Consider the following 21,754-nt stretch of genomic DNA (forward strand, 5'->3'; position numbering starts at 1 on the left):
AGAATACGGGCTGCTCAAGGGCAGCCCCGAAAATTATGGGGACGGTTCACAACTTTTCTTACGTTGGCAAGCCTCCTTAAGCTTGGCCAGTTTATCAGGATAATTGGTTATAATACCGTCTATTTTCCAACTTAACATTGTTTTCATTATGTTTTCATCATCTACAGTGTAGGCGTTTACTAAAATCCTATTTTGCTTTGCTTCCCGGACTATTTCTTCTGTCACTGTGTGATAGTCGGGGTGAATTGCATCACAGCTGATGGACTTGCAGTATAGGGCAGGACGGTACAAGCCTTCAACATAGAGCAAACCTGTGGTTATGTTTTTATCTATTTCTTTACAATGCACCATAGAATAATGATTAAAGCTTGATAAAACCACGTGATGTTCCATATTATACTTATATATCAAATTAATAATTTGTTCTTCTATGCCGGGATATAGGACAATCCCAGTCTTTAATTCAAAGTTTACTTTTATCCCTTTAGACTTTGTCAGCAGAATAAGTTCTTCGGCAGTTGGGATTTTTTCTGATGAAAACTTTTTGTCATACCATGAGCCAGCGCTGAGTTTTCGAAGATTATTGAAAGTATAGTCCTTAACAAGGCCAGATCCATCGGTTGTTCTACTGACATCTTCGTCATGAATTAATACTAACACGCCGTCAGAAGTCATTTGAACATCTGTTTCGATAGCATCGCATCCAAGCTCAATAGCTTTTTCAAAGGCAATCATAGTATTTTCCGGAAAATAGCCTGAAGCACCCCGGTGGGCATAGTTAAGGGTCATAATATATTCCTCCTATCTTGTGCATTTTGCACAGTGTAAACTTTAAATAATTGAAAATCAGTGAGAATCAATAAAAGTTACCCTTGAAAGCTCATGTTGCTTTCAAGGGATCTTTGTCGTAAATCATCGCTAAGTATAGTAAAGTTGTGAACCGTCCCCTAATTTTAAATATCATCACAGCTGAGGTCTTCGAACCCAAAGTCCATATCATCCTCATCCAGCATTCCTGCAACCTTAAGGCTGTGGCAGCGGTCGCAGAGTGGGAACATAAAATTCCAGGGCAGGGGAGTACCACAGGCTCTGCAGTGCTTTTTATACCTTCGAATTCGTTCTTTCAGATGCTTATCGATCAGTTTGGCAACCCGTCTTCGCTCTTCTTTTACCCAGACTTCATCCATATCCATATTAAAAGTTTTAGCGAACGAGTAATACAAATCAATTTTTCTATAGTAAATTTCAAGATTTAAGAGCTCTTCTTCCGGGAAGGAGGGCTTAAACAGAGTGTTTTCATCTGTATCCTTGGCAATTATGCGGACATAATCCTTCCATAGATATAGTATGGCATCTTCATCCTCATCGAAGGGGATATTGATGCACTTAAATACCTCTTCCTGAGTGATTCTTTTGAAAATGCCCATCTGCTTAATGATGGAAATAAGATTTATGAGTCTATCCACGTTGATCTTTTCGTAAAATTCTTCAATAGGATCTATGGAAGCCCAAACTTTCAGCTTGGTTTCTAATTCACCATCAACTTTTAAGATGTCTTCGGTAGGTGCTAGGAAGGCCTTTTCTATGGGGTTCTCATGTGAAGTTAATGCATGGCTAATCTGCTTTTTTTCCTCCTGATAAATGGTATTCACAAAGCCCTGGTCATATATCCCTTTTCTGCCCGCTCTGCCGGCGATTTGCTTAATCTCTGAAGTATATAACGGCCTCTCTTTTATACCATCATATTTATCCTTCTCTAAAAACACCACTCTCTTTATGGGTAAATTAACACCCATGCCAATGGCATCAGTGGATACCAAAACCTTATTTTCTTTAGACAGAAATTTCTCAAATTGCATTCTTCGGGTTTCAGGAGGCAGGCTGCCATATATCATACTGCAGGAGATATTTTTTTCCTCTAGGGCTGCAGCCGCAGTCAAAACTGACCTTCTGGAGAAGACAATGAGGGCATCTCCATCCTTCACAGATGATGGAAAGCGGAATTCATCTCTTTCCACGGTAAGTTCCGTATCTCTAATGTGAGTGATAACCTCCCAGCTGTCCCCACAATCCTCCACCAGCTTCTTGACTATTTCCGTAGCATGAAGAGCACAGCAAATATGTACTTCCTTTGCTCTTACACCAAGAATGGCCCTGGTCCAGGCCGCCCCTCTCTGTACATCTGCCAGCATTTGAGCTTCATCAATGACCACAACCTCATAATCGTGCTGCAAATCAACCTTCTCAACAGTGGAAGAGGTATGCCTTGCAGCTGGTATGATAATTTCTTCTTCGCCGGTTTTAAGATGACAGGGCACATTATTAGCATTAAGCCTATCAAAAATCTCCAGAGCCAGAAGTCTCAGCGGTGCCAGATAAAGCCCGCTTTCTGCCGACATTAGCCGCATGATGGAGGAATAGGTTTTACCTGAATTGGTACCTCCTTCATGAATATAAAATTGTCTATGCATGGCCCGAGCTTCAGTAAATTCATCCTTTGGATGGTCCGGGAAAGCCTTTCTTATGTCATCACTCAAAACTTTAGGCACAAAGCGGATCTTATAAGTATTTATGATACCTTGATTGTAGTAGAATTTTAAATTTTTCTCACTGCCTATAATTTCATCAAAAGTATGGGGAATATCATGCTCATGGCTGTATTTTTCCCAAAGAAGCCTTGAGGACTTCAGCATGAGTTCTTTAATAAAGCCATAATCCTCCTCAAGGAATTGCCATTCCCGCTCAATAACAGTTATCTCCGCTATTAAATCATTCCTTAAACGCATTTCCTTTGCCTTAAGCTTTTTCTTTCCTTGTAGTTCTTGTAGCATCTTCTTATTTTGTGCGTGCTCCGCAAAAATAGACTTAATCCAGCTGAGATGGCGGATTAACTTTTTCTCAGCTTCCATGATATATCGTAAATCATTTTGTTCCAGCTTTGCTCTGTATAAATTGTACTCATCTTTGATGTTATTCAGTAATCTCATAAGCTGTGGCTTATCTAACCGTATATAAATGGTGGTGCAAATGGGTTTATACAGTTAAAAAACCAAACCCTCCTTTCCAAAGTTTATCATATAGGATAAGCTCGTCAAAGTAGAATAGTTGTGAACCGTCCCCACCCTTTTAACCTGAAAAAGGTGGAAAAGTTGTGAACCGTCCCCTGATTAATTATACACCATCTCAGTCATCCTGGGAAACATTGCAGTAGGGACACTGGTCAGCTGAAGCGGGAATTTCAAGGCCGCACTTGCCGCAAATCCGTACTTTTTTTATTCTTTCGATCTTCTTGTTTAGGGAATTGATAGTTTCATAGGCCTCATCGATCTTCTTGCAGAGCTTAATTATCTTTTCATCAAGGGCTATTTTGTACTTGATGTCATCCCAGTCATTATTTTGATCCTTTTCTCTGCTTTTACCATTAGCTTTTCCCATACCATGGCCTTTATCCCTATACCTTTTATAGATAATATGCCCTATCTTTTCTTCCAGATCCTTTATGGTTCTCTTTTGAGCCTGTATGGATAAGTTAAGCTTGCTGATCTCATAGAGCTCAGTGGATTTTTTGGCTGCAGTTGCCGCTCCGTCACTGATAGACTTAGCTATTTTTCTAAAATCATATTTAAAATTCATGACCTCAACTCCGAATAAATTACTTCTTAGCACTAGTATATATTATGCAAGTTTCAATTTTATGGTACATATCCCATTGACATACCTGTTTATACTGTATATAATGTTTATATACAGTATAAACTTACATAACAGCTTGAATAATTCAAGAAAAACGTTAATTAAGACAAAAACGTTAATTAAGCCAAAAACCCCAAAGCACTGTTAAAAGGAAAAAAACAGAAAAGGAGAGCAGTCATGAACATCATTATATCCAACTCGTCACAGCAGCCTATCTATGAACAAATCGTGAGTCAGATAAAGCAGGCCATAATGATGGGAGAACTAAGAGAAGGAGAGCCCCTTCCATCCATGAGGACCTTAGCGAAAGAGCTGCAGATAAGTATAATAACCACAAAAAGAGCCTATGATGAGCTTGAAGCAGAAGGCTTTATAGTCACAGTTCAAGGAAAGGGAACCTATGTTGCTCCCCAGAACCTGGAGCTCATAAAGGAAAGCCGGCTGAAAATAGTGGAGGAAAGCCTCACGGAGGCCATGGAGGCGGGAAAACAAATAGGGCTAAGTTTAGATGACTTTATCGATATGATAAAACTGCTCTATCAATCAGAGTAAGATATGTACATTCCATAGTTTTTCAAGTTTATTGAGGGAGGTATTTATATGGACAATATATTAGAAGTAAAAAACTTAAGCAAGAGCTTTCAAGGATTCCAGCTCAAGAATCTCAGCTTTACACTGGAGCGAGGTTTTATAATGGGCTTTATAGGCCCCAACGGAGCTGGAAAGAGTACGACCATAAAGCTCATAATGAACCTTCTTAAAAGAGACACCGGGGAAATAAAGGTGTTTGGCAAAGACAATTTAAAGTGTGAAAAGGAGATAAAAAATAAGATTGGCTTTGTATATGATGAGAACCATTACTATGAAGAACTGACTGTAGCTGAAATGAAATCCGTAGTTGCACCGCTTTATAAGCATTGGGACGAAACCACCTATAAAAAATACATCAAGGAATTTGCCCTGCCGGAGAAAAAGAAGATAAAGGACTTATCCAAGGGGATGAAGATGAAGTTCTCTCTGTGTTTAGCTCTGTGCCATGGAGCAGACCTGCTGATTTTGGATGAACCCACCTCCGGGCTGGATCCGGTGGTAAGGAGTGAGCTGCTGGAAATTTTGTCCTATATAATACAGGACGAAGCCAAGGGAGTATTTTTTTCCACCCATATAACTTCCGATTTGGATAAGATTGCTGATTATATAACTCTCATAAATAATGGAGAGCTCATATTCTCCTTGCAAAAGGATGAGGTCCTAGAGAATTACAGCATTATCAAGGGTGGACACCAATTTATTGATAGTAATATACGGGCTGAATTTGTGGGTCTCAAAGAGAACAGCTTTGGATTTGAGGGCTTAACAGGAAATAAAAATAAAATACTAAAGCAGCTTGGAAATAAGATTATAGTAGAAAAGCCTACCCTTGAGGATATAATACTGTACCATACAAAGAATCGTATAGGAGGTAGTCAGTATGTTTAGTTTAATTATTAAAGATTTGTTACTGCTTAAAAAAATGGTTGTATTTGTTGTAGTTTATATGCTGGTTTTGTTCTTTGCCTTTAAAGATATGCCCCAGGCAGCTTTGTACACGGGGATAGTAGGTTCTACCTATGTATTGGTGGCAACTTCCCTTGCTTACGATGACAAAAATAATTCCGATATAGTGCTGAACTCACTGCCTCTGTCCAGAAGCGAGATTGTTTTGGCGAAGTACCTTCAGATTTTCTTATATGCTCTTGTTGGATCATCAATTTTCACTATTATTGTTTCTATCTTAAAACTGTTAAATATAGATACTGGGGGAATAAAAATTGGCTTTGATACCATAGCTACTGCAATATTTTCCGTAGTGTTGATGAACTCAATCTATTTTCCGTTTTTTTATAAGCTTGGCTACATTAAATCTAAATATGTGAATTTCGTACTATTCTTTACTTTCTTCTTTCTGATGCAGAATCTTGTAAAAAATATTGTTTGTACGGAAAATCCATCACTGCTGAAGGCTATAGACATCTTTAGGGGTTTATCAGTCAACCTCTTAGCCCTGTTAACACTTGGTGGTGCAGTAGTGATTGCAGTAATATCCTATTCCTTGTCCTTAAAGTTTTACAGGGCCAGAGAATTTTAAGAAAGGAAGGCTCTAAACCTAATATGGACAACAATGGGATATAATGTGGACAACAGTTAGACTTCAAAATTTAAAGTTAAAAATAAACTTTTATAGGCATGCGGACTTCATGCCTTTTTCTTATAGGGAATTGCTAGAAAATATTTGAGAATTACGAAAAAAGGTAGTATAATGATAGCTGATTTATATAGAGTTCCATTTATGAATTTGGACGCTCGCAGCTTGGAGGATAAAAATGAAGAGCACATCAACACCGGTTTACCGAAATATAGCTTTGGATATTGCCAATAAAATTCTCAGAGGTGAGATGAAAATTAAAGAAAAGCTCAGTGGCAGGTCTACCCTGGCAGGCATGTATAATGTATCTCCTGAAACTATAAGAAGGGCAGTGGCCTTGTTAGAGGCTGCAGGAGTAGTGGAGGCAAACATTGGCAGTGGTATAGAAATATTGTCCATTACCGCAGCAGAAAAATTCATTCAGCAATTCCGCAGTAACGAATATATAAGCAGCATTAAAGAAAATATGCTTAATATAATGGAAAAAAAGAGAGAATTAGACCGTGAATTTGAAGAGAATCTGGAGAAGGTTTTGGATTTTTTAGATAGATTTAAAAATATAACTCCCTTTGCCCTAATCGAGGTAAAGATAGGAGAAGACAGCCCGGTTATAAACAGAAAGGTGCTGGAGGTAAAGTTCTGGCAAAAGACCGGGGCTACCATAATCGCTTACAGAAGGGCAGGGGAAACTGTGGTATCACCGGGACCTGGCTACACTTTCTGTGCCGGGGACACCATATTTGTCATAGGAGATAATGACGTATACGAAAAAGTAAGCGAGTTCATAAAAAATTACAAGGAAGAAAATTAATCACATAATTAAGTAAAAAAGGCTGAGACTTGGTCATTGGACTAATCTCAGTTTTTTTTGTGTGTAAAAGCCGTTAGACCTGACTGATAAGGAATTGAAGGGGATCAATATTATCAGGAAGGACATAGAAAAAACTAGCAACTGACAACTTTACATAAATAAAAAGTTTTAACTAGTGACAACTTTATGATATAATACAAGTTGTCAGAAACCAAAATTGAAAAGGGGGTAATAAATTTGATTGAATTCATAAGTATTGGAAAGAGTTATAAGGACAAAGTGATACTTGATAATTTAAAACTTACGGTAGAAAAGGGAGAGATGGCAGTTTTAATTGGACCAAGCGGTTGCGGAAAAACTACTACTTTAAAGATGATAAATAAACTGATAACTCCAAGCTCTGGCAAAATACTGATGGAGGGCAGGGATATTGCTCATGAAGACACCATAGAGTTAAGAAGAAAAATCGGTTATGTCATTCAACAGACAGGCCTATTTCCACATATGACAGTAGAAGAAAATATTGCATTGGTTCCTAATCTGAAAAAGTGGCCAGAGCATAAGATAAAGAGCAGAACCATGGAGCTTCTGGAGCTGGTTGGCATGAAACCGGAGGATTATCTGCACCGATATCCGGCAGAACTAAGCGGTGGGCAGCAGCAAAGAATTGGTGTGGCCAGGGCCTTTGCTGTGAATCCTGAAGTTATTTTAATGGACGAGCCTTTTAGTGCCTTAGATCCGATTACCCGTACACAACTTCAGGACGAACTTTTTAATCTGCAGCAGGAAATGAAGAAGACAATTGTTTTCGTAACCCATGATATGGATGAAGCTTTAAAGCTTGGGGATAAGGTGGCTATTATGAAAGGCGGCAAGCTTCTTCAGTATGACAGACCGGAGGTGCTGCTGAAGAATCCTGCCCATGGTTTTGCAGAAGAATTTATAGGAAAAAACCGTATATGGAATCAACCGGAATTTATAAAGGCAGAAGATATAATGATAAAAAATCCCGTTATTACAGTAGCCACAAGAACTGTTCTGCAGGGAATAGAGACCATGAAGAGCAATAAAGTAGACAGCCTCCTGGTGGTTAATAGACAAGGAATATTAGAGGGGATTGTAACTCTGAAGGATCTTAAAAAGAACAGTGACAGGGGCCTGAAGATAGCTGAAATTATGGAGACCAATGTGATTTCAATAGATTCTCAAGCTACCATTATAGAGGTCATGAGTAAGATGCAGGACCAGGGGATAGCTTATGTGCCGGTAACAGAAAAAGGTGGACGCCTTGCAGGGCTAATAACCCGCAGCAGTCTGTTGTCTGTACTAAGTTCACAATATCTAGACTTGGAGGTGAATGCTTAATGATGAACATGTTTGGTGGTATTTTATTAGACGCATCAGTAGGCGCACAAAGTTTCTTTCAGTTTGTATCCCACAGAAAAGGGCAAATATTTACCTTATTTTTAGAACATATACAGCTCACTATATTGGCAGTATTAATATCTGTCCTTGTGGGTGTGCCTTTAGGCATATTAATTACAAGAATAAAAAGACTAGCTTCACCGGTAATAGGCTTTGCAAATGTGATGCAGGCCATACCAAGCCTGGCCCTATTAGGTTTCCTGATACCGGCACTTGGAATCGGCAGCCAGCCGGCGATAATGATGGTTTTCCTATATTCCTTACTGCCCATTGTAAAGAATACCTTCACCGGACTGGCAAATATAAATCCAGATATGATAGAAGCGGCTGAAGGGATGGGGATGACCAAGGGTGAGATTCTAAGAAAGGTTCAGCTTCCCTTAGCCCTGCCCGTTATAATGGCAGGTATCAGAATCTCCTCCGTGACCGCTGTGGGACTTATGACTATAGCGGCCTTTATCGGGGCCGGTGGACTTGGATACCTGGTCTTCTCAGGAGTTCAGACTGTAAACAATAATATGATCTTGGCCGGAGCAATTCCAGCTTGTATTTTAGCCTTAGCTATGGACTTTATAGCTGGGAAAATTGAAAATCTGGTTACCCCGGCAGGCATAAAAAAAGCAGATGGAAGCATAAAGAGAAAGAAACCAGGAAGAAGTTATGCAAAACATTTACGAGCAGTGGCCGCAGTTTTAGCTTTAATAATTACAGGTACTACAGCCTATTCCATTATCAAAAAAGAGGAAACTTTAAAAATTGGTTCTAAGAATTTTAATGAGCAGCTGATCCTTGGCCATATGCTTGCTGAGCTTATAGAAGATAATACCGATATAAAAGTAGTCAGAAAATTAAACCTTGGAGGCACCAATGTAGCTTTTAACGCACTGAAGTCCGGAGAGTTGGACCTCTATGTAGAATATACCGGTACGGGTTTGGTAAACATTTTACAGGAACCAGCAGATACGGACCCCAATAGAGTATACCACACCGTAAAACAGAAGTTTCATGAGCTATATAACCTAAAATGGCTGCAACCTATTGGGTTTAACAACACTTACACCCTTGCAGTGAAGCCGGAATTGGTCCAAAAGTATAATGTAAAGACCTTTTCTGATCTGGCCAAGGTAAGTCAGGAACTTACACTGGCGTCTAACATGGAATTTGTAAACAGGGAGGATGGATACTTAGGTCTTAAGTCAACCTATAATATGAACTTTGGCGATGTTAAAGCTGTAGATGGAGGCTTGAGGTATACATCCCTAAATAGTAATGAGGCAGACGTAATAGATGCCTTCTCTACCGATGGACTACTGGAAGCTTTCAATTTAGTAGTCTTAGAGGATGACAAGGAGTTTTTCTCTCCCTACTATGCAGCTCCTTTGGTTAGACAGGAAACTTTAGAAAAGTACCCGGAGTTGGAGGAGGTACTAAACAAGCTTGCCGGTGTTATAGATGATGAGGCAATGAGAAAGTTAAACTACAAGGTTGACAAGTTAAATGAAGATCCGGAAAAAGTAGCAGAAAATTTTTTAAAGGAAAAAAATCTAATAAGATAAAAATAAAAGAAGCTATATCCCATAGAGTATAAACAATGGGATATAGCTTCTCATAAATTTTATTGAGAAATATCACCTTGATTTGTTAATAAAGAGGTAAGTTTCTCATTAATTCGATAGAAGATTCTAGCACAGATCTATCTGTATTGCAAAGATACGCTTATGTAGGTAAGTGGGTATTTTGCAGTAAAAATATAAAACTTAATAATTGTTTCAAAAATGTTAAAATGTAAATAAATTACCAAATTCCGCTGAAAGTATGTTGTAATTGTAAAAAATATAAATTATAATATAATCTGGTCATTTGATAGAAAATTATGTAAAAATATATATTTTTAAAGTGCCACTTGTTCAGGTTACACAAGAGCAAGCTATGTAATATACTTATGGAGGAAAAGTATGAACTATCAAAAAAATCTGAGAAAAAAGCATTTTATAGCTTCAATAGATAACTTATTTTCAGTAGAAAGTATGCAGGTGAATTTTGGATTTATAATTACTATAACTCTTGCTGCTATGCACAGCATTGATGGAGTAATTAACGTATTGGGTGTTGGAATAGTAGCCTTGGGAATACTGGTACTTTTTCTTTCAGCCATCAAACAGAAGGATTTAACAGGTGGAAGCGTATCAATATTGGGAATTTCCTTTGGAATTGCCTCATCTTTTTATATCATTTTAATCTCTGCAAAGCTGGATATATCAGAGGATATTCAGCTGATATCCATGTTATGTCTATCGGCTTCATATATGCAGGCTACAGGAATACTCCTGTTTTCTATTCTGGCTGATAGAAGATTCAATATTAAGATAATTTCAATAGCCTTTTGTGTTGCTGCTTCTATTCTCCAATTGGTTGTCTGGGAGGGGCTGCCCAATGTGTTAAGGACAATTGAGAATCTGAGCACCATTGAGTTTCATGATTTTTTATATTTCCTGTTATTAGGGTATTATATAGTTATTTTAGCAATTATATTTCATAAGAATAAAAAAACGGGTTTCAGCAATATGCCCAGGCTTAGAAATTTTATCATGTTAAACGTAATCACAGTGATATTCAGGATTTGTATTTCAGAAGATTCCAAAATAATTATACTTGCCAGAAGTACCCTGATGCTTATAACCTATATAATGCTGTTTTGGGTAATGGCTGAAAATAAAATAAAAAGGCCCCTAGAGGACTTGCATAATGAAGTAATCGATATGAGTTATGCCCTTAGCCTAAAAAATAAAAGTCTTCAAGACACTGTAGATGAACTGGAAAAACAGATAATCAGCAGGGTTAATTATGAAAAAAAGCTTAAATATACTGAGGAAAAATATCAGAAAATAGTAGATAACTCACCGGAGGCCATTTATATTCATCAGGGAGAAAATATCGTTTTTATGAATAGGGCCGACAGAAACTTTTTCCGCATAGGTCCTGATGAAACCCTTAAGGGGATATCAATCTTCAATATGTTAGATACTGAGGGTTCAGAGACAATGAAAGAAAGACTCAGAACCACTCAGATGGAAGGGAGAGATTGTCCAGCTATTGAACTGGTCTGTCACTGCTTTGACGGCTCCGCAAAAATATTAGAAGTAACAGACATAAGCATAAATCTGGATGGAAAGAATGTTACATTAAGCATCGGCAAAGATATAACCATGAAGAGGAAGCTTGAGGAGGAAGAAAAGCGGTTGGCGGAGGCAATGGAATACGAAAAGATCCGTTCAAACTTCTTCTCAAACATATCCCATGAGCTCAGAACGCCGATAAACCTGATCTACAGCTGCCTTCAGGTGATGGAGAAAAATAGGGGGGAGGAAAATCCTAAATGCAGGGAGGATTTTTATCATACCACAATGAAGCAGAACTGCTTAAGGCTTACAAGAACAATAAACAACATCATCGATGTTACTACCATGGATTCAGGATATTATACTACCAGCTACTCCATTGTGGAAATAGTGAGCCTTTTTGAAGATATCACCGGAGCTGTGGCTGCCTATATGGTAGACAAGAATAAGTACATTATCTTTGATACTGATATTGAAGAAAAGGAAATGGTGGTGGATAGGGACCTGCTGGAAAGAATGCTATTAAACCTCTTATCCAACGCGGTGAAGTTCTCCGATAGATCAGACAATATAGAAGTGAACCTGTTTAATAAGGAAAACGGCATAGAGCTTAGGGTCAGGGATTACGGCATAGGAATACCGGAGGACAGATTGGATGACATATTTGATAAGTTCAAGCAAGTGGACAAGTCTCTGAGAAGAGCAAAAGAGGGCAGCGGTCTCGGTTTAGCTCTGGTAAAAGCCATAGTGGATATCCATAGAGGGAGCATTAGAATACAGAGCGATCTTAACAGAGGTTCCACCATAATAATATATATACCTGACAAGGCTGATGAATACAATTCAAATGATAATTATCATTTGAATTGTAAAGATTCCTTCAATAACAGTGATATATATAATGGTGATATAAATAATTCATACCTGGAGGCAGCGGCCTGTAAGAGCTGCAAAGAAGAAATTATCGAGTATAAAACCAACGCAAATTGTGTTAAGTGCGAAAAGATGGATATAGGATCCATGGACAAGATTATCCTTGAGTTTTCAGACATCTATTTTTAGGGGACGGTTCACAACTTTTCTGCGATTTGATGGGTTAATTGGGGGACGGTTCACAACTATTACGCAGCTTTTCCCATTTATTGAGACTAATGGACATGCCAATAAAATCTTTGAATTAATAAGCTAAATACTGTTCAAACTATTTACAAAAACTATCTTATTGAAGTATAACTATAAAGTAAGAAATTCAGTGACTCTGAATTTCCAGCAAAAGAAACAGAAGAAAGGGCCGGTGAAACTTTGATGAATGATGGAACCAGCAAATTACATATATTATTAGTTAATGATGATGGTATAAATGCACCGGGAATATATGCCCTGGGCAAGGAATTCCATCAGTGTTATGATGTTACCATGGTGGCTCCCAGTGAGCAGAGGAGTGCCAGCGGCCATTCCATAACCATATCAAGGCCGCTGACGGTGATACGACACCATTTTGACGATCTGAATATAAAGGCCTACTCTGTGGACGGGACGCCCGCAGATTGTGTGAGGCTGGCTCTTGATCAGATGGTGGATAAAAGGGTAGATATGGTTGTATCCGGAATTAACAGGGGCTTTAATCTCGGAATGGACGTACTTTATTCAGGAACTGTATCTGCAGCAGTAGAGGCTTCAATATACAAGCTTCCTTCCATAGCAGTGTCCACAGAACAGTTTGACAAGGCAGAGGAGTATGCTGCAGCTGCTCATTATGCCCACCGCGTACTAAAAAAGGCCGTTGAAAAGGGCATGAAAAATGACGTGGTGCTCAACCTAAACGTGCCTCCTATGAAAGCAGAGGAAATTAAGGGCATAAAGGTTTGCAGAATGGGGAACATGGTATATGGTAATTATTTTGTTGAAAGAAAAAACTTTGAAGGCAAGGCAGATGAAGGCCGCAGGCTATATGATATAAAGGGAAACATCTTTGAGCCGGAAGCAGAAGACATGGATACATTTTATATAAAACAGGGATACGCTACAGTGACACCTCTGCACTACGACCTCACTAACTTCAAAATAATTCAAGAAGTGGATGGATGGTTTTAATATAATTTAAAATTACCGGTTAAAAGTTAAAAAATATGGGGGAATTTCTTTCCCTTGTAAGTGGCTGTCTTCACAATTATTTGCTTGTAAACATATACGCTGCTAAGTTATAATAATAATGTATGTTTTAGATGAAATAACAGGTGGATTGGGGTAATAGAATGGCAAAACGTGTGCTGATTGCTGATGACAGTAAACTTAATATAGCAATGATTACAGATATACTCCACAGCGAAGGCTATGAAGTTTTCTCTGTCATGTCTGGGTCAGAAGTGTTTGATGCCGTGAAGAATATTAAACCGGATATAATCCTGCTTGATGTCATTATGCCGGGGATGGATGGATTCTCAGTGTGCAGGGAGCTGAAAAACGACTATGATCTGAAAAATATACCGGTAATCATGGTAACCGCCAGAAAGGAAACTACATATTTAAAGACAGCATTGGAAATAGGTGCCTTTGACTATATAAGAAAACCGGTTGACTCCCTTGAGGTTATAGCCAGAATTCAGTCCGCCTTAAGGTATAAGGAATATCAGGATAAGCTGGAAGAGATGGCCATGAAGGATGGATTGACAGGGTTATATAATCACGCTTTAATCATTGATTTATTGACAAAGGAATATAGCAAGCAGAATAGACAAGGGGGGCCCATAGCCTTTGCCATGTTGGATATAGATTATTTTAAAAAAGTGAACGACACCTATGGGCATCTTAAGGGTAATGAGGTCCTAAAAGGGGTTGCTGATATCATTCAGTCCAGCATAAGGGACAGTGACATAGCGGGAAGATATGGCGGAGAGGAGTTCAGCCTGATTTTTTCTCAATTGTCAGCAGACAAGGTTTTTGCTGTATGTGAAAGGATAAGAAGGAGAATAGGGCTTCAAAGCTTTAATCTAGATGGGGAGACCATTAATATTACCATTAGTATCGGTGTATGTTATAAGCCCATTGGGGTTGACATCAGCAGAAATGAAATGATACAAATTGCTGATGAGGCACTATACGAAGCTAAACATTCCGGGAGAAACAATGTGAAAATAAGATATGCCGGTGAAGAATTAATAGATACTCCTCATAGCTATTTAAATAGATTTAAAACTTTATAAAAACAAAAGTCTAAAGTCTGCACATAAGTAGACTTTTTTTTATGTCAAAATTTCCGAGTATAACATACAAATATAGTATAAGATTTTGGCACGGAGGTTTTTAACATGGCAGAGGACAAGGAGCTTTTTCAGGATAATGGCAAGAGCAATGAGACAGGTGGTTACAGAATGCTTCAGGAAGAGGCAAAGTTATGGAAAATAGTCAGTGACAGGGCAGGAGTGGTAGAACTGGGTACTACTACGGGCATAGGCGGATATGCCGAGATGTTTGAAACTCTGAGTGGACGCATTATAGATTGCGGATATTTCGTGACCTTGCAGGGGAGAAAGGTAGTTGTGGCAAATTCCAGGGACAGGTACATCCTTGGAGTCACTACAGCCACACCCACGGTATTGGGAAACAACGGAGATGTCAGATGGAAAAACAAATATCTTACGGACGAATGGGGCAGAATGCTCTATGAGGAAGTGCTTGTGCCGGCACTTCACAGCGAGGATGGCAATGTACTTATACCGGAGCATATGGAGAGAAAGCCTATAGTAAATCCTAAATGGGACAAGACTCAGGCCTATATTCCAAGACAGCTTAGGCCGGAATGGGTGGCTGTGGCCTTGATAGGCCAGGTCCTTGTACGGGATAATGGAACCTGCAGGGAAAACGGCTACTGTATCCCCAATGATGAAGGCATAGCCAATGCTGCACCAAGAGGTTACCGTGTACTGGAGAGAAGAGGTCCTAATCAGATTCTGATTTTACTGAGGTCTGTAAGCTTTAACACCGGTGGAACCATTATCAGGCAGAGGACGGGAAACGGATGATTTAATTAAGAATTAATAGTTAAGGCGGGAATCCGGTGGCCGGATTCCTTTTACCTGAACAAATGTTTGGATATAATTTCAATAAAAGCAGAAATGACCTCAATGAAGTCTGAAATGATCTCAATGAAATCTGAAATGGCATCAATGAGGAGTACTTTGGACGAGCACACTATGTTATTGAGAGCTTTGGAACATAAAATACAAATTGCAAATTACAAGGCACTGGATGTGTATATACCCAGTGCCTTTCTTGTTATGAAAAACTACTTATTAGAAATATAAATGAGCTTATCTCCGGCCCCCTTTGCAAATACGTCTATTCTGTGTGGTTCCATAGATGCAGCGGATGGGGCAGAGGTCAGATAGCCCCCGAGATCTATCCAATCACTCCAGCATACTCCCTTCCAGGACCGCCAAAGTAACTGGTTTTCACTGCCCCGGGCAAAGACGTCCAGGCGGCTGGCAGTGCGGGAGGTGGCGCTGGGAGCGGAGGTTAAGCGGCCTCCAAGGTTTTCCCATAGGCCGCATTGATTATCGGACAAGTATATATGATACATATTATTGCCTTTTCCCCGGGCGAAGACATCCACCCGGTTGCCCCCCCAGGATACACAGCTTGGGGCAGAGTTTATTTCACCGCCAAGGCTTTCCCAACTGCTCCAAAGTCCTTCCGGATCACTTACAATATGAACTAAGTCATTATTTCTTCCACGGGCAAAAATGTGGAGGTCTCCATTTTCCGTAAGACAAGCAGTGGGAGCTGAGACTATATTACCACCCATGGTGGTCCAGGGTTGCCAGTGGTCTTTGTAGAACCTATGCAGCAGTACATTGCCACAACCTTTTGCAAAAAGCACCAGGTTTTTATCATCAAGGCTTACTGCACAGGGAGCAGAGGCTGCTTGCCCTTCTATCCTCTCCCATTCGCCAAATTCCTCACTATTTCTCAAACAATGCAGGAGATTTTTATCTGAATCTCGAATAAATACATGTAACGTGTCTTTATCTGTAGAGCATATATGAGGAGAAGTTGTGAACCGTCCCCGTATATTCGAGGGCTGACCGGGGGAACTAGACAAGCTTAATGGTGGAATAGTTGTGAACCGTCCCCCAAGTTCTTGCCAGCAGGTCCAGTCCTCCAGCAGCAGGTCAAAGAAATTGTTCCTATAATAATTCAAGCTGCTGCGTATGACTGTTTTAAAACACTTTTCATAGATGTAAGGAGGAACTTTGTGGCTTTTCATCAATAAAGATAGTATTGGCAGATTGCTGTCCAGGGAGTCGTAAATTTTTTCTGCTTTATTTTCTGTAGAACCGTTGTACTTTTTATGGTTTTTTATCGTATAAGAAGCGAGGAGTTTAAACATATATGTGGAAAGGCCTTCCGATACGCCCATGTTTTTGAGTTTTTCACAGGCAGAGGAAAGCTCATGGTTTTCATCGCTGAGTATCTTTTCTAATGATTGTCCATAGTTTATATTTGTGGTTATACGGGCTGCACCGGATTCACTGGTTACGTCAGAGGAAGAAGGAACATTCAATGCAGCTTCATCCTCCATAAACATGTGCTCTGTTTGGACAAGGATCTCCAGATAGTCCTGGTAGGCGGGAAGGGATTCATAGTCAAAAGATATGTTCATAGCAGACTGAGAACTGGACGGGTTAGAGCTCTCCATAATAACCTCCGTAAGCAATGCTAACATTACATATTATGCCTGTAAGTGAAAAGTGTTAATAAAAATCAGTAAAAATTTATAGAATGAAAACTTTAAGAATAATGAGAAATTATAAGAATTTATGTGAAAGCAAAAGAGGTGATCCTATGAAATTATTAAAAAGATTGATTTGCGGGGTAGTGGCCGGCGCCATGGTGTTCAGTGCTGCCTATAATGTACATACAAAGGCAGCTTCGGAGGACTTGGCTCCTGACAAGTATGAATTTAGAGGGGCTTGGATGTCTACTGTCTATAACATAGATTGGTCCCAGATATCCGGGAATATAGAAGCTCAGAAGCAGGATTACATAAATAAAGTGGAAAAATTAAAAAATGCCAATTTCAATGCCCTGATATTCCAGGTGAGAGCCATGGGAGATGCCTTCTATCCTTCAAGCTATTCCCCTTGGTCCCAGTACATCACCGGAACCCAGGGGAATAATCCCGGCTATGACCCCTTGGCCTTTGCCCTGGAGGAGGCCCACAGGAGGAATCTGGAATTTCATGCCTGGTTCAATCCCTTCAGGATCTCCACAGAGGCAAATTTCAATGTAGACAGTTATATCAGCAAGCTGCCGGACAGCAGTCCCCTGAAGGCCCATAAGGAATGGATTGTGAAGTATTCCGGCAATAAGACCTGCTATTGGATCAATCTGGGCATACCGGAGGCCCGGCAGTATGTCATCGACACTATTGCTGAAGTGGTGAGAAACTATAACATAGATGCGGTGCATCTGGACGATTACTTTTATCCCTATCCCGTGTATACCACAGACAGCTCCGGCAAAAATGTAAAGGTTGATTTCCCGGACAGCAATGAGTATAGATTGTATGGCAGCGGCTATTCCAGTAAGGATGACTGGCGAAGGGACAACGTAAATAAGTTTGTCAGAGATCTGGCTGCCAGGATAAAGCAGGAAAAGGCCAACGTTAAATTTGGAATAAGTCCCTTTGGCATATGGAAGAACAGTACCTCAGAAGGCGGTGCCGGTACCAGCGGCATGAGCAGTTATTATGATCTCTATACCGATTCCAAGGCCTTTATAACCAATGGCTGGATAGATTACATAATACCTCAGATTTACTGGAATATGGGCTATACAGCAGCGGACTATAAGGCCCTTACAGACTGGTGGGCAACCCAAGTTATTGGCAGGAACACAGCCCTATATATTGGACATGCTGCCTATAAAATAGGGGATACAAGCCAAGCAGCTGCCTGGGGTAACCCGGCGGAAATACCCAACCAAATAAAATATAATAGGACAAACTCCTATATCAAGGGCAGTGCCTTCTATAGCACCAGGGATATCCTGGCCAATAAGCTGGGAATTTACGATGAGTTAAAGAATAATCTATATGTTACCAAGGCTCTTATTCCTTCTATGCCTTGGAGAGATGCAGTGGCGCCGGAGGCACCCAGCATAACTTCTGCGGTAGCATCTAGTAATTATATTGAGTTAAAATGGAATAAGTCACCTTCCTCCGATGCCGTTAAGTATGTAATCTACAGATTTAAAGCAGGACAAATTGTGAATACTGCTGAGGCAAATAAGATAGCGGCTGTAGTGGACAATGTCAACAGCTACAAGGATTACAATGTTAACGCAGCAGAGAAGTACATTTATACAGTTACTGCCTTAGATGCCTATGGCAATGAAAGCAGCGGCAGTACTATAGATATGAGGACAGGCAAGGTGATAGGCTTTAAGACGAATAAGGCCTCGCCGCAAAAGATGAATACAGTTATCAATCTGGCAGCTTCAGCTTCCGGAGGGGGGACTACCCTATATAGAATGTATGTAGAGGATAAACAGGGCTGGAGACTTTTACAGGATTACTCCCCCAACACTTCCCTGCAGTGGCTGCCCTCAACCCATGGCAGGCATAATTTCAGATTAGAGGTTAAGGATTCAACTTCTGCAGCGGAATATGATACCGTAATAGTTTTACCTTACTATGTAAAGGGCTTATACACAGTTACCGTAGACCCAGGCCACGGAGGAAGTGACAGCGGGGCTATAGGCTACAGTCAATCAAAGGAAAAGGACATAAACCTGTCCATTGCCTTGAAGCTCAGAGACATACTGGATTCAAGAGGTATTGAGGTATTTATGACCAGGGATAGGGATAAGACCATGGAGCTGGCGGAAAGAAGCACTGCGGCCAATAGATGGATGACAGACTTATTTGTATCTGTACACCAAAATTCCTATGTGGAACCTGTAAAAGATGCTGGGGGTAATGTAATTAGCTACCGCTATCCGGAGGGCATAGAGATCTATTCCTTCCCTGGAAGTGCCAGCGGAGCAGCTCTGGCTTCTAAAATACAGGACAGATTGATTAAAAATACCGGGGCGGTTAACAGGGGTGCCAAGACTGCCAACTTCCATGTAATAAAGGAAACGGATATGACAGCGGTTCTTGTGGAGTGCGGCTTTATAACCAATCCAACGGAGGAAGCAAAGCTTCTGACCTCAGAATATCAATATAAAATTGCCACAGCCATTGGTGAAGGAATTCTGCAATATTCGAATATGAATACTGAGGACGTAGATAAGAACGGAAATATAGATGAACAGGATTTAGCCAAGGCCTCAGGTGCCTATAACACCAAGAGAGGGGAAGGGGACTTCCAGGAAGTCTATGATATCAATTATGATGGGGTAGTGGATGTTCTTGATCTGGCACTAATCTCTAAAAAGCTGAAATAAAAAACAGTGGAGTTTTGGAGCTCCACTGTTTTTATCTATTTTGAAACCGGCATAATGTCTTCAAAGATGAAGGCTTTGATTTGTTCTTTGGTTTCCGGCATGGCAGGCTGGATATAGGAAATTCCGTTTATCAGGGGAGAAGTCCAGTAGCCATCTACAGGAAAACGGGCCTGGGTTATGCTTTTTATGTCAGAACGGAGGAACTTTATGCCTATGGCTAATATATCATTGGTATCCAAGCTGGTGGTTACATAGGGCAGCAAGGCATCTACTACCTTAGGGTAATTTGAAACCCCTCCTGCCAGGACCTTTTTAAAGATCTCATCCATAACTCTTCTCTGTCTGTCTGTTCTTTCAAAATCACCGTTGCCTACATAGCGAATACGGGCGTAACTAGTAGCTTGTCTACCATTTAGCAGCTGGGTGCCGCCTGAAGTAAGAGGGGTATATTCCTTCTTGTCTATGTCACACAATTCTCTGATATACTTATTTATCTCATCCACTTCGTAGGACTTTACATCTATGGTTATACCACCCAAGCTGTTTATAACTTCTTCTAAGCCGTAAAAGTTTATGGTCACATAGTCTCTTATATTCAAATCAAAGTTCCGGTTTAAGGTGTTCACAGCCAGCTGAGCACCGCCAAAGGCATAGGCATGGTTTATCTTGTCCAGGCCGTGACCCTCAATTTCCACCCGGCTGTCTCTCATTATGGAGGAAAGCTTAAGGGTCTTATGCTTATAGTCTATGGTAGCTATCATGATGGAATCGGACCGGGTGGCTTCCCCTGGAGTACGGGCATCTATACCGAAGAGGGCTATATTCGTAATGGTATTTTCCACGTTCATAGCATCGATTTGGGCCAGGACCTCCTTACTTATTCCCAGGGATTCGTCGTCCTGAGCAATTTTTTCAGTATTAAGCTTATCCAGGCGGTCAAAGACTACAGATTTTACCAAATAACCCCCAAGTATTAATATGAGCAGGGTGGAGAGAAATAAGAACCGGATAATTCTTTTCCTCTTACGGAGCTTCCTCTTCTTTCTATCGTAGCGGGGGTCTCTCCTAGTCCGCTTATTTATATCTACCGGCTGCCGGCCTGTGTTTTTTCTTCTGCTGTTGGATGTGTTGGTCATCAGTTGGTACCTGCTTTCTGTTAGATTAAATAAATCAATTATTTTTATTGTATTTTACTTAATTATGTTATAATATTTTAGACTTAGATGAATTCTTATAATTCTTCATATTAGAGTATACTACAGAATCGTGAATAAAAAAATCCTTAAAAACTTAAAAATATACAAGTAATTGGAAGGAAGAGATGAACAATGGAGAGAGATTATTTTGTACATGAATCAAGTTATGTGGATGAGCCTTGTAAGATAGGAAGAGGAACAAAGATCTGGCACTTCAGCCATATAATGAAGGACTGCAGCATCGGTGAGAACTGCAATATCGGACAGAATGTTGTTATTTCTCCGGGAGTGATCATTGGCAACGGAGTTAAAATTCAAAACAACGTTTCTGTCTATACCGGGGTTGTATGTGAGGATGGGGTTTTTTTAGGGCCTTCCTGTGTGTTTACTAATGTAATAAATCCCAGAAGTTTCATAGAGAGAAAAAGCGAGTACAGGCCAACAATCATAGGAAAGGGTGCCAGCATCGGTGCCAATGCAACAATTGTGTGCGGACATAACATTGGGAAATATGCCCTCATAGGGGCCGGCACTGTGGTAACCAGGGATGTGCCGGATTATGCTATGGTCATTGGAAACCCGGGAAGAGTTGCAGGCTATGTATGTGAGTGCGGGGAAAAGCTGGAGTTTAATGGAGACAGAGCCAGGTGCAGGTGCTGTGAGGCTGAATATGTGAAGGAAGAGGGCAAGGTTAGAAGAGAGTAGGGATACTCTCTTTTTGCATGGAGTAAAATATTGAGGATTTATGTCGGAGATATTACCTGTTGAATTATTAGTTGAATAGGGATAAAATTATAAATAAAATATATTGGCAATTATAAGGCTGAATCAAATGAATTATGTCGAATTTTACAGGTGACGAGATTAGCAAATT

Annotated in this window: 18 protein-coding genes; 13 read left to right on the forward strand and 5 right to left on the reverse strand. The window is 40.1% G+C overall.

Annotated elements, in window-relative coordinates; translation table 11 throughout:
* Positions 1–33 precede the first annotated feature (33 nt).
* From FHY60_RS04070 to FHY60_RS04080, 3 genes are all read right to left on the reverse strand, one after another.
* Positions 34–789: a glycerophosphodiester phosphodiesterase gene (locus FHY60_RS04070; protein ID WP_139903694.1), complete on the reverse strand. Its 756-nt coding sequence runs from the start codon at positions 787–789 to the stop codon at positions 34–36.
* Between the two features lie 164 nt (positions 790–953).
* Positions 954–2,987: a helicase-related protein gene (locus FHY60_RS04075; protein WP_139903696.1), complete on the reverse strand. Its 2,034-nt coding sequence runs from the start codon at positions 2,985–2,987 to the stop codon at positions 954–956.
* 196 nt (positions 2,988–3,183) lie between these two features.
* Positions 3,184–3,633 (reverse strand): hypothetical protein, encoded by a 450-nt coding sequence (locus tag FHY60_RS04080; RefSeq protein ID WP_139903697.1) that lies wholly within the window; start codon positions 3,631–3,633, stop codon positions 3,184–3,186.
* A gap of 237 nt (positions 3,634–3,870) precedes the next feature.
* On the opposite strand from FHY60_RS04080, the gene FHY60_RS04085 reads away from it, so the two are divergent.
* The 11 genes from FHY60_RS04085 (at position 3,871) to FHY60_RS17795 (ending at position 15,537) form a co-directional block, all read left to right on the forward strand.
* Positions 3,871–4,245 (forward strand): GntR family transcriptional regulator, encoded by a 375-nt coding sequence (locus FHY60_RS04085; RefSeq protein ID WP_139903699.1) that lies wholly within the window; start codon positions 3,871–3,873, stop codon positions 4,243–4,245.
* A 48-nt stretch (positions 4,246–4,293) separates the two neighbouring features.
* On the forward strand, positions 4,294–5,172 hold the full coding sequence (locus FHY60_RS04090) for an ABC transporter ATP-binding protein (RefSeq protein ID WP_139903701.1): 879 nt from the start codon (positions 4,294–4,296) through the stop codon (positions 5,170–5,172).
* Positions 5,165–5,821: an ABC-2 transporter permease gene (locus FHY60_RS04095; RefSeq protein ID WP_139903702.1), complete on the forward strand. Its 657-nt coding sequence runs from the start codon at positions 5,165–5,167 to the stop codon at positions 5,819–5,821. The genes FHY60_RS04090 and FHY60_RS04095 overlap by 8 nt, the downstream gene beginning before the upstream one ends.
* A gap of 235 nt (positions 5,822–6,056) precedes the next feature.
* Positions 6,057–6,689, forward strand: coding sequence for a GntR family transcriptional regulator (locus tag FHY60_RS04100; RefSeq protein WP_139903704.1), 633 nt, complete (start codon positions 6,057–6,059; stop codon positions 6,687–6,689).
* 237 nt (positions 6,690–6,926) lie between these two features.
* A complete protein-coding gene (locus FHY60_RS04105; RefSeq protein ID WP_139903706.1) occupies positions 6,927–8,054 on the forward strand; it encodes an ABC transporter ATP-binding protein in 1,128 nt (375 codons plus the stop codon).
* Complete coding sequence (locus FHY60_RS04110) at positions 8,054–9,670, forward strand: ABC transporter permease/substrate-binding protein (RefSeq protein WP_423243575.1); 1,617 nt, start codon at positions 8,054–8,056, stop codon at positions 9,668–9,670. The genes FHY60_RS04105 and FHY60_RS04110 overlap by 1 nt, the downstream gene beginning before the upstream one ends.
* A 399-nt stretch (positions 9,671–10,069) precedes the next feature.
* Entirely contained in the window at positions 10,070–12,295 is a 2,226-nt protein-coding gene (locus FHY60_RS04115) for an ATP-binding protein (RefSeq protein WP_139903707.1), read from the forward strand.
* Between the two features lie 243 nt (positions 12,296–12,538).
* The gene (gene surE, locus FHY60_RS04120; protein WP_139903708.1) at positions 12,539–13,327 is read left to right on the forward strand and encodes a 5'/3'-nucleotidase SurE; all 789 of its coding nucleotides are present in this window, start codon (positions 12,539–12,541) and stop codon (positions 13,325–13,327) included.
* A 161-nt stretch (positions 13,328–13,488) separates the two neighbouring features.
* Positions 13,489–14,436 carry a diguanylate cyclase gene (locus tag FHY60_RS04125; RefSeq protein WP_139903710.1) on the forward strand — a complete coding sequence of 316 codons (948 nt, stop codon included), beginning with the start codon at positions 13,489–13,491 and terminating at the stop codon, positions 14,434–14,436.
* A 105-nt stretch (positions 14,437–14,541) separates the two neighbouring features.
* Positions 14,542–15,255, forward strand: a complete 714-nt coding sequence (locus FHY60_RS04130) for a peptidase G2 autoproteolytic cleavage domain-containing protein (RefSeq protein ID WP_139903712.1) — start codon at positions 14,542–14,544, stop codon at positions 15,253–15,255.
* A 123-nt stretch (positions 15,256–15,378) separates the two neighbouring features.
* On the forward strand, positions 15,379–15,537 hold the full coding sequence (locus FHY60_RS17795) for a hypothetical protein (RefSeq protein WP_180375466.1): 159 nt from the start codon (positions 15,379–15,381) through the stop codon (positions 15,535–15,537).
* Here FHY60_RS17795 and FHY60_RS04135 read toward each other — a convergent pair.
* Positions 15,519–16,931, reverse strand: a complete 1,413-nt coding sequence (locus FHY60_RS04135) for a PLL family lectin (protein WP_139903714.1) — start codon at positions 16,929–16,931, stop codon at positions 15,519–15,521. The two genes, FHY60_RS17795 and FHY60_RS04135, sit on opposite strands and share 19 nt — an antisense overlap.
* A gap of 146 nt (positions 16,932–17,077) precedes the next feature.
* Here FHY60_RS04135 and FHY60_RS04140 point away from each other — a divergent pair, with 146 nt between their 5' ends.
* Positions 17,078–19,684: a family 10 glycosylhydrolase gene (locus FHY60_RS04140; RefSeq protein WP_163215981.1), complete on the forward strand. Its 2,607-nt coding sequence runs from the start codon at positions 17,078–17,080 to the stop codon at positions 19,682–19,684.
* Positions 19,685–19,719: 35 nt separating this feature from the next.
* Here the strand turns inward: FHY60_RS04140 and FHY60_RS04145 are convergent, their stop codons facing one another.
* Positions 19,720–20,820 (reverse strand): LCP family protein, encoded by a 1,101-nt coding sequence (locus FHY60_RS04145; RefSeq protein WP_139903718.1) that lies wholly within the window; start codon positions 20,818–20,820, stop codon positions 19,720–19,722.
* Positions 20,821–21,012: 192 nt separating this feature from the next.
* On the opposite strand from FHY60_RS04145, the gene FHY60_RS04150 reads away from it, so the two are divergent.
* Positions 21,013–21,585 carry an acyltransferase gene (locus FHY60_RS04150; protein ID WP_139903720.1) on the forward strand — a complete coding sequence of 191 codons (573 nt, stop codon included), beginning with the start codon at positions 21,013–21,015 and terminating at the stop codon, positions 21,583–21,585.
* Positions 21,586–21,754: the final 169 nt, after the last annotated feature.

Source organism: Clostridium thermarum, assembly GCF_006351925.1.
Classification (GTDB): domain Bacteria; phylum Bacillota; class Clostridia; order Clostridiales; family Clostridiaceae; genus Clostridium_AU; species Clostridium_AU thermarum.

Bases quoted from the DNA above. Each gene is read 5' to 3' on its own strand.
- FHY60_RS04070 (WP_139903694.1), bottom strand. From the start codon at position 789: ATGACCCTTAACTATGCCCACCGGGGTGCTTCAGGCTATTTTCCGGAA.
- FHY60_RS04075 (WP_139903696.1), bottom strand. From the start codon at position 2,987: ATGAGATTACTGAATAACATCAAAGATGAGTACAATTTATACAGAGCA.
- FHY60_RS04080 (WP_139903697.1), bottom strand. From the start codon at position 3,633: ATGAATTTTAAATATGATTTTAGAAAAATAGCTAAGTCTATCAGTGAC.
- FHY60_RS04085 (WP_139903699.1), top strand. From the start codon at position 3,871: ATGAACATCATTATATCCAACTCGTCACAGCAGCCTATCTATGAACAA.
- FHY60_RS04090 (WP_139903701.1), top strand. From the start codon at position 4,294: ATGGACAATATATTAGAAGTAAAAAACTTAAGCAAGAGCTTTCAAGGA.
- FHY60_RS04095 (WP_139903702.1), top strand. From the start codon at position 5,165: ATGTTTAGTTTAATTATTAAAGATTTGTTACTGCTTAAAAAAATGGTT.
- FHY60_RS04100 (WP_139903704.1), top strand. From the start codon at position 6,057: ATGAAGAGCACATCAACACCGGTTTACCGAAATATAGCTTTGGATATT.
- FHY60_RS04110 (WP_423243575.1), top strand. From the start codon at position 8,054: ATGATGAACATGTTTGGTGGTATTTTATTAGACGCATCAGTAGGCGCA.
- FHY60_RS04115 (WP_139903707.1), top strand. From the start codon at position 10,070: ATGAACTATCAAAAAAATCTGAGAAAAAAGCATTTTATAGCTTCAATA.
- surE (WP_139903708.1), top strand. From the start codon at position 12,539: ATGAATGATGGAACCAGCAAATTACATATATTATTAGTTAATGATGAT.
- FHY60_RS04125 (WP_139903710.1), top strand. From the start codon at position 13,489: ATGGCAAAACGTGTGCTGATTGCTGATGACAGTAAACTTAATATAGCA.
- FHY60_RS04130 (WP_139903712.1), top strand. From the start codon at position 14,542: ATGGCAGAGGACAAGGAGCTTTTTCAGGATAATGGCAAGAGCAATGAG.
- FHY60_RS17795 (WP_180375466.1), top strand. From the start codon at position 15,379: ATGAAATCTGAAATGGCATCAATGAGGAGTACTTTGGACGAGCACACT.
- FHY60_RS04135 (WP_139903714.1), bottom strand. From the start codon at position 16,931: ATGGAGAGCTCTAACCCGTCCAGTTCTCAGTCTGCTATGAACATATCT.
- FHY60_RS04140 (WP_163215981.1), top strand. From the start codon at position 17,078: ATGAAATTATTAAAAAGATTGATTTGCGGGGTAGTGGCCGGCGCCATG.
- FHY60_RS04145 (WP_139903718.1), bottom strand. From the start codon at position 20,820: ATGACCAACACATCCAACAGCAGAAGAAAAAACACAGGCCGGCAGCCG.
- FHY60_RS04150 (WP_139903720.1), top strand. From the start codon at position 21,013: ATGGAGAGAGATTATTTTGTACATGAATCAAGTTATGTGGATGAGCCT.